This is a genomic window from Spirillospora sp. NPDC000708, assembly GCF_040299565.1.
GTDB lineage: Bacteria > Actinomycetota > Actinomycetes > Streptosporangiales > Streptosporangiaceae > Spirillospora.
On sequence record NZ_JBEPCJ010000039.1, the window covers coordinates 69,394 to 82,516 of the forward strand.

The window sequence follows — 13,123 nt, forward strand, 5'->3', positions numbered from 1 at the left end:
CCTGCCGGGCGCCGGCGCGCCCGGCGCCGGACCGGCGGGACGCGGTCCGGGGCGCCGGTCAGTCGGCGAGCGGGAGGCGCAGCACGAGGCGCGCGCCGAGCGCTCCGTCCGCGGCCCGCAGGGTCCCGCCGTGGACGGCGGCGATCTGCCGGGCGAGCGCCAGGCCGAGGCCGCTGCCGCCCTCGGACCGGCTCCGCGCGGTGTCCAGCCTGGTGAAGCGCTCGAAGACGCGGTCGCGGTCGGCGTGCGGGATGCCCGGCCCGTCGTCGCGCACCTCCACGATCGCGCTGTCGCCCTCCTGCCGGGCCTCCACCTCGACCAGCCCGTCCGCGTGCCGCTCGGCGTTGTCGAGCAGGTTGAGCAGCAGCCGGGTGACCTCGAACCGGTCGGCGTGCACGGTGAGGCCGGGCTCGGCCTTGGCGTGCACTCGGACCGGGGCCGTCCGCCGCGCGGCCTCGGCCTCGACCAGCGCCGCGAGGTCGACCGGCTCGCGGTCCGGCATCGTCCCCGACTCCAGCCGGGCCAGCGCGAGCAGGTCGTCGACGATGCGGTGCAGCCGCTCGCTGTCGCGCAGCGAGCGGCGCAGCGTGTCCACGAGCTCGGGATCCTCCGGGTCGGCGAGGGCCAGCTCGATCTGCGTCCGCAGGCCGGCCAGGGGCGTGCGCAGCTCGTGCGAGGCGTCCGCGATGAACCTCCGCCGGTGCAGCGTCGCGCGCTCCAGCCGGTCGAGGACGCCGTTGACGCGGCGGGCGAGCCGGCCGGCCCCCGTGCGGCCGTCGGGGACCGCGAGGCGGCGGGCCGGGTCGGCGGCGGTGATCTCGGCCAGTTCCGCTTCGAGCCGCTCCACGGGCCGCAGCGCCCGGCCGGCGGCGGCCCACGCACCCAATCCCGCGACGGCGACGGCGACCGCGCCCAGGGCGGCCATGACGGCGGCGAGGACGGCGGCGCGGCGGACGTCCGCGAGCAGCGCGAGCGCGGCCGCGGCCGCGGCCACCGCGGCGGCGAGCGAGGGGCCGGCGGCGGCCGCCGCCGCCAGCGTCACGCGTGCCCGCTCGGACCGCGGCCGGACGCGCCGCGCATCGATCCGGACAGACATATCTCCTTTGTACGCAATAACCCACCAAAAGATGGCAAAGCTCTCGCCCGGTGCGCGTGTGCTCCGCCCCGCCGTTAACCCCCGATGATCATGAACGGACGGTCGACACGAGAGCCTTTGCCGCCCTTTTCACCTTCACTAGCAGGGACAACACCCGATCCCGCCTATAAAGGAGTGACGTGATTCGACTCCCGCCAGGGGGATGGGGACATGGGCCAGACGGGCGAGCCGACGTTCGACCCGGGAACGCTGAGCCCCGCTCAGCGCCTCGGCGACGCCTGCGTCGTCTGCCGCAAGAAATGGCCCCGGCCGCGCGTCCGCGTCGGCCGCCTGCCGGACTCCACCGGGGTGTTCGCGTGCGACGACTGCGCACCGGCCCCACCGGCACCCCGCACGCCGCGGGGCCCATGGGAGCCGCTCACGAACGCCGGACGGCCGGTCGAGGAACCGGCCCCGGTGCGGACGACGGCCATCGACGCCGTCGTCGTGGAGGTCTCTCCAGGGAGAAGGGTGACCCGGGCCTTCGGGGGGACGCCCGGGACCACCCGAGAGGCGCGCCCGACTGGGGGCGGTCGGGCGCGCCGGAGAGACCCTTGACGGACGCGTGCGTCACGCCTTGGTGGACTCGATCCAGGTCTTGGTCCACTCGGCGTAGTCGGTGCAGTCGGCCTTCTTGGTCTTGCCGCCGCAGACGCGGGTGGGCGCGTGCGCGAACATGATCTTGTCGATGTAGTCGCGGTCGCCGACGTGGAAGGCGCCGCAGAAGCCCGCGCGGAGGCGGTCGCCGGAGCACGCCTGCGGGTTGGCGGGGGCGACGCCGGTCCACTCGGCCACCTGCTGCTGGACGTCCGGGGACGCGGTCCACTGCAGCCACTGGTACATGCAGTTCGGGTGCTGGACGCGGGCGCCGATCATCCACGCGTCCATCCAGCCGGTGACGCCCTCGGACGGCTCGGCGGCCTGGACGGGCTTGCCGGCGCGGTCCAGCACGTCGACCTGGTAGGGGCCGGCCTCGCCGAGCACGGCCGCTCCCCCGGCGAACGCGCTGATCGCGTCGGCGGGCTGCTCCCAGTACTTCAGCACGTGCGGGCGCTGCCGGGAGAGGACCCGGCCGGCGGCGGCGAGCTGGCGGGGCGTCAGCGAGTACGGGTCGTCGATCTTGAGCTTGCGGTCGTGGCCCTTGAGGTAGAGCGCGGCCTCCGCGATCGCGAGCGGGCTGTCGCGCACGATCAGCTTCCCGGAGTAGCGGCGGGCCTGCTCGGGGTCGAACAGCGCCGACCAGCTCGCCGGCGGCTGCACGGTGCGGGTGTCGTACATGAGGAGGTTCGCGCCCCAGACGTAGGGGACGCCGTAGTACTTGCCGTCCTGCTTCAGCAGGCCCCGCAGCTTCGGCTGCAGCTTCTTGTAGCCGTCCACGAGGCTGGTGTTGACCGCGGTGACCTGATGCTCGGCGACGAGGCGGCCCGCGACCTCGGGCGGCGCGGCGACGCCGTCGTAGCGGCGGTCCGTGTTGCGCATGAGGTCGTACATCTCCTGCGGGGTCTTGACCAGCTTCACGCCGACCTTGCAGCCGGTGCGCTCCTGGAAGGGAGTGACCCAGTCGACGCGCGGATCGGTGGTGCCGCTCTCCACCGAGCCCGGCATCGCCAGCAGGTCGAGGGAGCCCTCGCCGGGGCCGAGCGTGCTCGCCACCTTCGCGACGCCGACCGGTTCCGGGTTCTCCTCGCTGCACGCGCCGAGGCCCGCGACCGCCAGCACCGCGGTCACCGCCAGCGCCGCCAGCCTCCCGCCGTCCGTCCGCCGGCCGGCCCTCCGCCGCATGTCGCTCCCGATCCCCTCCGCAGAGCCGTCCCCCGTCGCGGACGGACCCATCGGCGCAGCGTAGCGCCTCCGGCACGGCGGAGCGGTGCGCGCCCCGCCCGGGACGCCGGGCCGGCCGCGGCCCGGCCGCCATTCACGAGGGCGCCGGGGGCCGTCCGCAAGCCATTCGCAGGTTTCCGGTGGCGGCTCTTCCGACTCGGGCCGCCGAGCGGCGATATTACAGAAGATCGCTACTCGGGCCGGGACCATTCATAAAGTCATTTCCGGTTCGTATGCGGAAACGCCACGGCCCCGGGAGGGCGGTGGGTGCCGGTGTCCGCGCCACACGGAGGTTGCTGGAGAGGGATGTGGCGCGGGCTGCCCTTCCCGGGGCCGCGGTGCAGCCGGTGGACGTGGCGAGGTTGGGGAACAGCGGATCACCTTGCAGTGCTGCCTGGCCACGCGGTCACCGGCGCCCGGCGCGGCGGCGGCGGTGTGACGCCCTCGAGACGGAGGAGATTCGAGGGACGCCGCGCGCTCTGCCGGGGGTCGCGGAACGGCCTGGGGCCGTCGTCGGAGGGATGCCTGGGTGCGGTGTGCTTGACCACCTCTATCCGTGCGATGAGGCTCTGCGGGGTGTCGGCCTCCAGGAAGTCGCCGAGGTCGCGCTCGCGGGGTGGAAGCGCCCACCAGCGGCGGGTGAACGGCCCGAACCAGATCGTCCAGCCCGGGAACCGCCGGCCGAGCGCGTCGACCTCCGCGGCGTGGTCGTCAGCGGTCATAGCGCGGCACTCCTGCTCGTCCCGTCCCACCGGTCACCGGAACGCCGGATCCCGTTCTGACTCCGGAGCCTGACTTTTAATTTCGCCCCTTTTAATTGATAGTGCGATTGTGTCGCCCGCCACAGACGCCGTCAATGGGTGGAGCCATTATTCGTCCGGAGGGCCCGGACGAAAATCAACGACGGATATCCACGGCTGTGGGAAAGTACCGGACACCCGGCCCGGCCTGCCGGTTCGCGCCGGGCGCCCCGGCGCGGGTCACCGGCCGCAATCCCGCGTTCACCGTCGCGTCACCGCCCGCGGCTAGCGTGGCCGGTACCCGTGTTCCGACATCGAGCACCGCGAGGCGGTCCCGCGTGCCGTCAAGGCTTTTTGCGCCATTTATTGCCATCTGGGCGTTTCGTCGGTATCTCCGCCACGCGCCGTTCGTTCTGGCGCTCGCGGGCGGTGCCGCGCTGCGCTGGACGGCGGTGCGCGCCTACCCGCACGGGCTGTGGTTCACGGGCGACTCGTACTTCTACGTCGGCTACGCGCTGCGGCCCGCGCCGTCGCCCAGCAAGACGCTCGGGTACTCGTTCGTGCTGCGGCTGCTGGAACCGCTGCACAGCCTGACCGCCGTCGTGGTCGTCCAGCACCTCATGGGGCTCGCGATCGCGGTGATGGCGTACGCGGTGCTGTGCCGCGCCGGGCTGCCCGCCTGGGCGTCCGCCCTCGTCACGCTGCCCGTGCTGTACGACGCGTACCAGATCGAGCTCGAACACCTGCTGATGTCCGAGACGCTGTTCATGTTCCTGATCGCGGGCGCGCTGACGCTGCTGCTCTGGCGCGTCCGCGACGGGCGGGCCCCGCCGGGGTGGACGGCCCTGGCCGCCGGCCTGCTGCTCGGCTACGCGGTGCTCGTCCGGTCGGCGGGCGCGCCGGTGGTCCCGGTCGTCCTGCTCTGCCTGCTGCTGCGTCGGCGGGGGTGGCGCGCCGCGCTCGCGTTCGGCGCGGCCGCCGCGGTCCCGCTCGTCGCGTACGCGATGTGGTTCCACGCCGGGCGCGGCACCTACGCGCTCACCACGTCCGACGGCATCTACCTGTGGGGGCGGACGGCCGGGTTCGCCGACTGCGCGAAGATGCGCCCGCCGCCGGAGGAGGCGGCCCTGTGCCTGCCCCCGGGCGCCGACGAGCGGCGCGAGGCGCCCGGCCACCTGATCTGGCGCGGCGACATCCCGCCGCGCGAGCTGCTGTCGCCCGTGGTGTCGCCGGAGGCGAACAGCAGGCTCCGGGACTTCTCCGTCCGCGCGATCCTGGCGCAGCCGGGCGACTACCTGCGGGCGGTCGGCGAGGGCGTCGGGCGCGCCTTCAGCCCGCGCCGGTACCCCTACCCGAACTCGACGACCGAGCGGCTGTACCACTTCCCCGACCGGCCGCAGCTGTTCCCCAGCGGGCTCGCCTACGCCGACCGGCATGGCGCGCCGGGCACCGTGCTCGCTGACGCGATGCGGTACGGCCGGACGGGCGCGCCGAGCGAGGTCGTCCGGCCGCAGGCGGACCGCATGATCGGCTACCAGAGGCACTGGTTCCTGCCGGGACCGGCCATCGGCGCCGTGTTCGGGCTGGGCGCGGTCGCCCTCCTGGCTGCCCGCGGGCGGCGCCGCGAGGTCCTGATGGTGTGGGGGACGGCGGCCACGCTCCTGCTGTTCCCCATCGCCAGCGCCGACTTCGACTACCGCTACGTCGTCCCGACGGTGCCGTTCGCCTGCTTGGCCGTGGGCCTCGGCCTCTCGGCGATACGCCGCCGCGCGGCCGGCGACGAGGCCGACCGCGCGGACGACGAGGAGACCGCTACCCGTTGGTGGGGAACCCTAGGTTCACGCCGCCGTGACTCGGATCGAGCCAGCGTGCCGTGACGGCCTTGGTGCGCGTGTAGAAGTGCACGCCCTCCATGCCGTGCGCGTGGCTGTCGCCGAACAGCGAGTCCTTCCAGCCGCCGAACGAGTAGTACGCCATCGGCACCGGGATCGGGACGTTGATCCCGACCATGCCGACCTCCACCTCGTTCTGGAAGCGGCGCGCCGCCCCGCCGTCGTTGGTGAAGATCGCGGTGCCGTTGCCGTACGGGTTCGCGGAGATCAGCTCCATGGCCTCGTCGTACGAGCCGGCCCGCACGACCGCGAGGACCGGGCCGAAGATCTCGTCCTTGTAGGCGTCCATCTCCGGGGTGACGTGGTCGAGGACGGTCGGGCCCAGCCAGAAGCCGTCCCCGGCGCCGCCGAGCACCGGCGTCCCGCGGCCGTCGACCGCGAGGGTGGCGCCCTGCGCGACCCCGGAGTCCAGGTACGAGGCGACCTTGTCGCGGTGCGCCCTCGTCACCAGCGGGCCCATCTCCGCCTCGGGGTCGTCGCCCGGCCCGACCCTGAGCTTCGCGACCCGCTCGCGGATCTTCGCCATCAGCTCGTCGCCGACCGGGTCGACGGCCACCACCACGGAGATCGCCATGCAGCGCTCCCCCGCCGAGCCGAAGCCCGCCGACACCGCCGCGTCCGCCGCGAGGTCCAGGTCCGCGTCCGGGAGCACCAGCATGTGGTTCTTCGCGCCGCCGAGCGCCTGCACCCGCTTGCCGTTCGCCGCGGCCGTCTCGTAGATGTACTTCGCGATCGGCGTCGAGCCGACGAAGCTGACCGCCTTCACGTCCGGGTGGCGCAGCAGGCCGTCCACCGCCGCCTTGTCGCCGTGGACGACGTTGAACACCCCGTCGGGCAGGCCCGCCTCGGCCCACAGCTCGGCGATCCGCACCGACGCCGACGGGTCCTTCTCCGACGGCTTGAGCACGAACGTGTTCCCGCACGCGATCGCGACCGGGAACATCCACATCGGGACCATCGCCGGGAAGTTGAACGGGGTGATCCCGGCGACCACGCCGAGCGGCTGGAGGATCGAGTAGGCGTCCACCCGAGTCGACACGTTCTCCGAGAACCCGCCCTTGAGCAGGTGCGGGATGCCGCAGGCGAACTCCACGACCTCCAGTCCGCGCGCGACCTCGCCCGCCGCGTCCGACAGCACCTTGCCGTGCTCGGACGAGATGAGCCGGGCCAGCTCGTCGCGGTGCGCGGCGACCAGCTCGCGGAACCGGAACAGCACGGACGCCCGCTTGGCGAGGGAGGCGTCCCGCCAGGCGGGGAACGCGGCCTTCGCGGCGGCGACGGCCGCGTCCACCTCGGCGGCCGAGGCGAAGTCGACGTGCCCGGCGACGCGGCCGGTCGCGGGCTCGTAGACGTCGCCGCGCCGGGCGGCCTCCCCGTCGAACGGCTTGCCGCCGATCCAGTGGGTGATGTGCTTGCGCTGGGACTCTGCGTCGGTCATCAGGCGGTCTTCCCGGTTGCGTTCAGCGCGGCGTCCGCGGTGACGGACTCCAGCGAGGCGATCAGGACGCCCAGGCCCTCCAGGGCCTCGGCGTCGGTCAGGGTGAGGGGCGGTGCCATGCGCACCACGTTGCCGTACAGGCCGCCCTTGCCGACCAGCAGCCCCCGCTCGCGGGCCGCCTCCATCAGCGCGACGGCCAGCGGCGGGCTCGGCTCGCCGGTCTCCGGGTCGGCCAGCTCGACCGCGAACATCAGGCCCTTGCCGCGGACGTCCTTGACGACCGGGAACCGCGCCGCCGCCTCCCGCAGCCCGCCGATGATCGTCCGGCCCTGCTTCGCGGCGTTGGCCTGCAGGTCGTGGTCCAGGACGTAGTCGAGGGTCGCGTTCGCCGCCGCCATCGAGACCGGGTTCCCGCCGAACGTGGAGAGCCCGACGGCGTGCAGCGCGTCCATCAGGTCGCCGCGCGCGACGACGCCGCCGACCGCGAACCCGTTGCCGAGGCCCTTGGCGAACGTCATCATGTCCGGCGTCACGCCGTGGTTGTCGATGCCCCAGAAGCCCTGGCCCGTCCGCCCCCACCCGGTCTGCACCTCGTCCGAGATGAACAGGATGCCCGCCTCGTCGAGGACCTCCTTGTAGGCGGCGAACAGCCCGTCCGGCGGCATCGTGAACCCCCCGACGCCCTGGATCGGCTCGGCGATCAGCGCCGCGACGTCCCCGCCGGTCGCGGTCGCGAGGACGTGCCGCAGGTCCTGCACGCACGCGTCGGCGTACGCCTCGTCCGACATGCCGGCGAACTGCGGGAGGTGGCGGTCCGCGCCGTGCAGGAAGTGGACGTTCAGCGGCGAGTAGGACAGGTTCGTCCACGCCCGGTTGCCGGTGATGCCCGTCGCGCCGAACGAGCGGCCGTGGTAGCTCTGCCGCATCGCGAGGACCTGGTCGCTGCGCCGCGCGTACGCGGCCAGCAGCAGCGCCGTCTCGTTGGCCTCGGTGCCGGAGTTGGCGAAGAACACCTTCGCGTCCGGGATGCCGGACAGCCGGGCGATCTTCTCGGCCAGCTCGATCTGGCCGCGCAGCAGGTAGGCGGTGGAGGTGTGCACGACGCCGGTGGCGAGCTGCCGCTCCACCGCCTCCCGCACCTCGGGCACGTCGTACCCGATCATGTTGGTCAGGATGCCCGTGAAGAAGTCGAGGTAGCCGTTGCCCTCGGCGTCGGTCACGCGGTTTCCCTTGCCGCCGACGATCTCGATGGGGTCCTGGTAGTTGAGCGCCAACCAGGACGGCATGACCGCCCTGTGGCGCCGGAGCAGGTTCGCGTGTTCCGACATGTGCCAAGTCTCGGTGCGGCGCGGCGGCGGGGCCAGCGGCAGAGTGTCACGACACCGGCCCGCCGGTTGACGGAGTGGAACACGGCGGCGCCGGACGCCTCCCCCAGGCGCCTACACCCTGTAAACCTCGCGGTCATCAGCGTTGACAGGCTGTCGGATATCATCGCGGGCGATGCTGCCCACACTCGACGACGTCCTCCAGCTCGACGCGGTCCGCCGCGGGCAGCCGCGCGTCGTCGCGGGCGCCGACCGCACCGGCAACCTCGTCCGCTGGGTGCACGTCGCCGAGGTCACCGACATCGCGCACCTGCTGCACGGCGGCGAGCTGGTGCTCACCACCGGCATCGCGCTGCCCGACGAGCCGGACCGGCTGCGCGCCTACATCGCCGAGCTCGCCGAGGTCGGCGTCAGCGGCCTGATGATCGAGCTCGGCCGGCGCTACGCCAGCCGGCCGCCCGCCGCGCTGGTCGCCGCCGCCGAGGAGCTCGGCCTCCCGGTCGTCGTGCTGGCGCACGAGCCGGCGTTCGTCGACATCACCGAGTCCGTGCACGCCCGGATCGTCCAGGAGCAGTTCGCCGAGCTGCGCGCCTCCGAGCAGCTGCACGAGATCTTCACCCAGCTGTCGGTGGAGGGCGCCTCCACCGACGAGGTCGTCCGGCAGGTCGCCGCGATCGGCGGGCACCCGGTCGTGCTGGAGAACCTCTCGCACCGCGTGCTGGCCGCCGACGCCGCCGGCCGCGACCCCGCCGAGCTGCTGTCGGCGTGGGAGACCCGCTCGCGCGCCGTCCGGCCCCGCACCCGCACCGGCTACGACGCCGCGTCCGGCTGGCTCGTCACCACGGTCGGCGCCCGCGGCGAGGACTGGGGCCGGCTGATCATCGTGCTCGGCTCGCCGCCGTCGCCGCGCGAGACCGTGCTGATCGAGCGGGCCGCGACCACCCTCGCGCTCGGCCGGCTGCTGGACCGGCACGCCGAGAGCGTCGAGCGGCAGGCGCACGGGACGATCATCGCCCGGATCCTCGCGCACGCCTACTCCGACCCGCAGGAGGCCGCCGCGCGCGCCCGCGCGCTGGGCGTGCCGCTGTCCGGCCGCCGGCTGCTCGGCGCCGTGCTGCGGCACCGCGGCCCCGCCCACGCGGCGCGCGGGTCCGCGCCGCCCGTCGGGGAGTTGTCGGCGCTCGCCGAGACGGTCGCCGCCGCCTGCAAGGACGCCCGCCTCGCCGCCCTGGTCGGCGTGCTGGACGAGGGCGGGCCGCAGGCCCGGGTCGGCGTGCTGGCCTCGCTGCCCGCCCGCGCCGACGCCGAGACCGCGCTCACCGAGGTCGCCACCCGGATCCGCAAGCAGTCCGGCGGCGACACCGTGATGGCCGCCGGGTCCGTGGTGGAGACGATCCGGGACGTCCGCCGCTCGTTCCTGGAGGCCGAGCAGGTCGCCGACGTCGCCGCCCGCGGCTCCGGCGGACGGCTGTTCTACCGGCTGCCCGACCTGCGGCTGCGCGGCCTGCTGCACCTGCTGCGCGACGACGCCCGCGTGCAGACGTTCGTCGAGCGCGAGCTCGGCCCGCTGCTGGAGTACGACGCGCAGCGCGGCAGCGACCTGACCCGCATCCTGGAGCTGTACCTGGAGTCGGGGCGCAACAAGGCCGTCGCCGCCCAGCAGGCCCACCTGTCCCGCCCGGCCTTCTACGAGCGGCTCCGCCGCATCGAGCGGGTCCTCGACGCCGACCTCGACGACGTCGAGTCGTGCGTCTCCCTCCACGTCGCGCTGCTCGCCCTCAGCTCCGTCCGCTGGGAACGGTCCTGACCGGCGCGGGGGGCCGGGGATCGGCGGGAGGCGATCGGCGAACGGCGGGCCCCTGGCTTACTCCGCGTTTACGCTTTCCAGCATGACGGACGCGGCGTTGCATGTTCATCGGTACGGAGATCCATCGGGAGAGCCGCTGGTCGCCCTGCACGGCGTCACGGGGCACGGGGCCCGGTGGCGGCGGACGGCCGAGCGGCACCTCGCGGACCGGTACACCCTCGCGCCCGACCTGCGCGGGCACGGCCGCTCCCCGCACCTGCCGCCGTGGGGCGTCGAGCAGCACGTCGAGGACGTCCTGGCGGTCATGGACGCCGAGGGCCTGGAGACGGCCGACCTCGTCGGGCACTCCTACGGCGGCATGATCGCGGTGCATCTGGCGCGGACCGCGCCAGAGCGGGTGCGGCGGCTCGTCCTGCTGGACCCGGCGATCGGGCTCGACCCGGAGGACGCCGCGAGGACCGCGCGCGGGTACATGGCGGAGGTGTCGTTCGCGGACGCCGTCGAGGCGCGCGCGTCGCTGGTGGCGCGCTGGTCCCTGGCCTCCGAGGAGACCGTGAGCGACGAGGTGGGCGAGCACCTGGAGCACGGCCCGGACGGCCGCACCCGCTGGCGGTACGAGCGGGCCGCGATCGTGGCGGCGTACTCGGAGATGGCCCGCCCCCACGTCCCGCCGCCCGCCGGCCTGCCGACCCACCTGGTGATCGCGACGCTCGCGGACCTGGTGCGGCCGGAGTTCGTCGTGGACTGCCGCGCCGCACTCGGCGACGCGCTGACGATCAGCGAGATCGAGTCCGGCCACATGCTCTACATCGACCGCCTGGAGGAGACGGGAGAGCTGCTGAGCACATGGCTGGCACCGTGAGCGCACATCTCCTCCACATCCGGCTGGTTTGATCGCCGCATGGCAGCGAGCATCGACTACCTCGACAGGGTCGCCGGGACGGACGTGGCGCACGCCTACAAGCGCCATATGCTGGAGTCCCTCTCCATCGAGCCCGGCCACACGCTCCTGGACGTCGGCTGCGGGCCGGGCACCGACCTGGCCGCCCTCGCCTCCGCGACCGGGCCGTCCGGCACCGTGATCGGCGTCGATCACGACGCGGCCATGGCGGACGAGGCGCGGCGCCGCACCGCGGACCTGCCGGGCGTCCGGGTGGAGCGGGCCGACGCGCACGCCCTCCCCCTGGACGCCGCCTCCGTGGACCGGGCCCGGATGGACCGGGTGATGATGCACCTGGACGACCCGCCCCGCGCCCTCGGCGAGCTGCGCCGCGTCCTGCGGCCGGGCGGGCTGCTGGCGCTCGCCGAACCCGACTGGGACACGCTCGCGATCGACCACCCCGACCTGGAGACGAGCCTGGCGTTCACCCGGTTCGTCGCCGGGAGCGCCAACCGGAACCGGGCGATGGGCCGGCAGGTCCCGCGGCTGGCGGAGGCGGCCGGGTTCGCGGTCCTGTCGGTGCTGAACGCGGCCCCGGTGTTCCGCGATCCGGCCACGGCCGAACAGGTGTTCGGGCTGCGCCGCACCACCGGCCGCGCCGTCGAGGCGGGCCACCTGGACCGGGACGCCGCCCGCCGCTGGCTGGACCATCTGGACCGCGGTCCGGTCATGGTGACGGCCTCGTTCATCGTCGTCCTCGCCCAGGCGGCTCCCGGCCCCGCCCGCTAGCCCTTCCGCGCCCTCCGCGCGCCGCCTCCGGCCATCCGGGTGTCACCTGGAGGAGGTACTTCAGTGCGCTGAGGGCACAACCATGTAGTGACACTTCGCAGTTCGACGGGTATGCGCACCTTCGGGGTGGAAGAGGAGCTCCTTCTCGTCGACCCCGTCAGCGGCGTGCCGCAGGCCGTCTCCGGCTCCGTCGTCCAGTACGCCCGCCGCCACGCCGAGGTCCTGTTCAACGGCGGGCGGCGGTCCGAACCGCTGGAATGCGAGCTGCAGCGCGAGCAGCTGGAGATCTGCACCCCCGTCTGCCGCACCCTCGACGAGGTGTCCGCGCACGTCAGGTCGGCGCGGCAGGCGGCGGCGCAGGCCGCGGCGGGCGTCGGCATCACGGTCGCCGCCCTCGCCACCTCCCCGGTCGCCGTCCGCCCCTCGCTGTCCCCGACCCACCGCTACCGGCGCATGTCGGACGCCTACGCCGCCACCACCGACGAGCAGCTCACCTGCGGCTGCCACGTCCACGTGGGCGTGGCGACGCCGGACGAGGGCGTCGCCGTCCTCGACCGGATCCGGCCCTGGCTGCCGGCGCTGCTGGCCCTCAGCGCCAACTCCCCGTTCTGGCAGGGCGCCGACACCGGCTACGACAGCTGGCGGTACCAGGTGTGGGGGCGGTGGCCGTCCAGCGGCCCGACGGAGCTGTTCGGCTCCGCCAAGGCCTACCGCGCGACCGTCGAGGCGCTGCTGGACACCGGCGCGCTCGTCGACGAAGGGATGATCTACTACGACGCGCGGCTGTCCCGCCGCTACCCCACCGTGGAGATCCGCGTCCCCGACGTGTGCATGCACGCCGACGACGCCGTGCTGATCGCCGCGCTGGTCCGCGCCATGGTCGACACCGCCGCCGAGTCGTGGCAAGCGGGCGAGCCGCCCGACCCCGTCCGCGCCGACCTGATGCGGCTGGCGATGTGGCGGGCCGGGCGGTCCGGGCTGCGCGAGGACCTCGTGCACCCCGCGACCCGCCGGGCCGCGCCCGTCCACGAGGTGGTCCGCGCGCTGCTGGAGCATCTCGGCCCGGCGCTCGACCGCGCGGGCGACCTGACGACCGCCACCCGGCTGCTGCACGGCATCCTGGAGCGCGGCAACGGCGCCCAGGTGCAACGCGCCGTGTACGCCCGCACCCGCGACGTGACCGCCGTCGTCTCGGACGCCGTCCGCCGCACCACCTCGCTGACGTCGGCCGCCGTGGGCGAGTGGACGATCGACCGCGGCGACCTGGTCGTCGGCGACGACGACGGCGTCCTTTTC

General features: G+C 74.1%; 10 protein-coding genes. 5 read left to right on the forward strand and 5 right to left on the reverse strand.

Going from position 1 to position 13,123, the window contains the following annotated elements; all coding sequences use genetic code 11:
- Positions 1 to 58: 58 nt before the first annotated feature.
- The 3 genes from ABT299_RS26355 to ABT299_RS26365 all read right to left on the reverse strand — a co-directional run bounded on the left by ABT299_RS26355 (position 59) and on the right by ABT299_RS26365 (position 3,678).
- A complete protein-coding gene (locus tag ABT299_RS26355) occupies positions 59 to 1,096 on the reverse strand; it encodes a sensor histidine kinase (RefSeq protein WP_500252345.1) in 1,038 nt (345 codons plus the stop codon).
- A 609-nt stretch (positions 1,097 to 1,705) separates the two neighbouring features.
- Positions 1,706 to 2,968, reverse strand: coding sequence for an ABC transporter substrate-binding protein (locus ABT299_RS26360; RefSeq protein WP_500252346.1), 1,263 nt, complete (start codon positions 2,966 to 2,968; stop codon positions 1,706 to 1,708).
- Between the two features lie 365 nt (positions 2,969 to 3,333).
- Positions 3,334 to 3,678, reverse strand: coding sequence for a hypothetical protein (locus tag ABT299_RS26365; protein WP_190859844.1), 345 nt, complete (start codon positions 3,676 to 3,678; stop codon positions 3,334 to 3,336).
- A 470-nt stretch (positions 3,679 to 4,148) separates the two neighbouring features.
- On the opposite strand from ABT299_RS26365, the gene ABT299_RS26370 reads away from it, so the two are divergent.
- Positions 4,149 to 5,573, forward strand: a complete 1,425-nt coding sequence (locus tag ABT299_RS26370) for a hypothetical protein (protein ID WP_500252347.1) — start codon at positions 4,149 to 4,151, stop codon at positions 5,571 to 5,573.
- On the opposite strand, the gene ABT299_RS26375 is transcribed toward ABT299_RS26370, so the two are convergent.
- Together ABT299_RS26375 and ABT299_RS26380 are read right to left on the reverse strand one after the other, a co-directional pair.
- A complete protein-coding gene (locus ABT299_RS26375) occupies positions 5,509 to 7,026 on the reverse strand; it encodes a CoA-acylating methylmalonate-semialdehyde dehydrogenase (RefSeq protein ID WP_500252348.1) in 1,518 nt (505 codons plus the stop codon). The genes ABT299_RS26370 and ABT299_RS26375 overlap by 65 nt on opposite strands.
- Complete coding sequence (locus ABT299_RS26380; protein WP_500252349.1) at positions 7,026 to 8,354, reverse strand: aspartate aminotransferase family protein; 1,329 nt, start codon at positions 8,352 to 8,354, stop codon at positions 7,026 to 7,028. Before ABT299_RS26380 ends, ABT299_RS26375 begins: the two co-directional genes overlap by 1 nt.
- A gap of 172 nt (positions 8,355 to 8,526) precedes the next feature.
- Between ABT299_RS26380 and ABT299_RS26385 the strand changes: the two genes are divergently transcribed.
- The 4 genes from ABT299_RS26385 to ABT299_RS26400 all read left to right on the forward strand — a co-directional run.
- On the forward strand, positions 8,527 to 10,158 hold the full coding sequence (locus ABT299_RS26385; RefSeq protein WP_190859831.1) for a PucR family transcriptional regulator: 1,632 nt from the start codon (positions 8,527 to 8,529) through the stop codon (positions 10,156 to 10,158).
- Positions 10,159 to 10,240: 82 nt separating this feature from the next.
- On the forward strand, positions 10,241 to 11,020 hold the full coding sequence (locus tag ABT299_RS26390) for an alpha/beta fold hydrolase (RefSeq protein ID WP_500252350.1): 780 nt from the start codon (positions 10,241 to 10,243) through the stop codon (positions 11,018 to 11,020).
- Between the two features lie 39 nt (positions 11,021 to 11,059).
- Positions 11,060 to 11,827: a methyltransferase domain-containing protein gene (locus ABT299_RS26395; RefSeq protein WP_190859827.1), complete on the forward strand. Its 768-nt coding sequence runs from the start codon at positions 11,060 to 11,062 to the stop codon at positions 11,825 to 11,827.
- Between the two features lie 111 nt (positions 11,828 to 11,938).
- The coding region (locus ABT299_RS26400) for a carboxylate-amine ligase (protein WP_500252351.1) at positions 11,939 to 13,123 on the forward strand (1,185 nt) is incomplete at its 3' end.

Coding starts and splice junctions, on each gene's coding strand:
- ABT299_RS26360 (WP_500252346.1), bottom strand. CDS start 2,968: ATGGGTCCGTCCGCGACGGGGGACGGCTCTGCGGAGGGGATCGGGAGC.
- ABT299_RS26395 (WP_190859827.1), top strand. CDS start 11,060: ATGGCAGCGAGCATCGACTACCTCGACAGGGTCGCCGGGACGGACGTG.
- ABT299_RS26380 (WP_500252349.1), bottom strand. CDS start 8,354: ATGTCGGAACACGCGAACCTGCTCCGGCGCCACAGGGCGGTCATGCCG.
- ABT299_RS26365 (WP_190859844.1), bottom strand. CDS start 3,678: ATGACCGCTGACGACCACGCCGCGGAGGTCGACGCGCTCGGCCGGCGG.
- ABT299_RS26355 (WP_500252345.1), bottom strand. CDS start 1,096: ATGTCTGTCCGGATCGATGCGCGGCGCGTCCGGCCGCGGTCCGAGCGG.
- ABT299_RS26385 (WP_190859831.1), top strand. CDS start 8,527: ATGCTGCCCACACTCGACGACGTCCTCCAGCTCGACGCGGTCCGCCGC.
- ABT299_RS26375 (WP_500252348.1), bottom strand. CDS start 7,026: ATGACCGACGCAGAGTCCCAGCGCAAGCACATCACCCACTGGATCGGC.
- ABT299_RS26390 (WP_500252350.1), top strand. CDS start 10,241: ATGACGGACGCGGCGTTGCATGTTCATCGGTACGGAGATCCATCGGGA.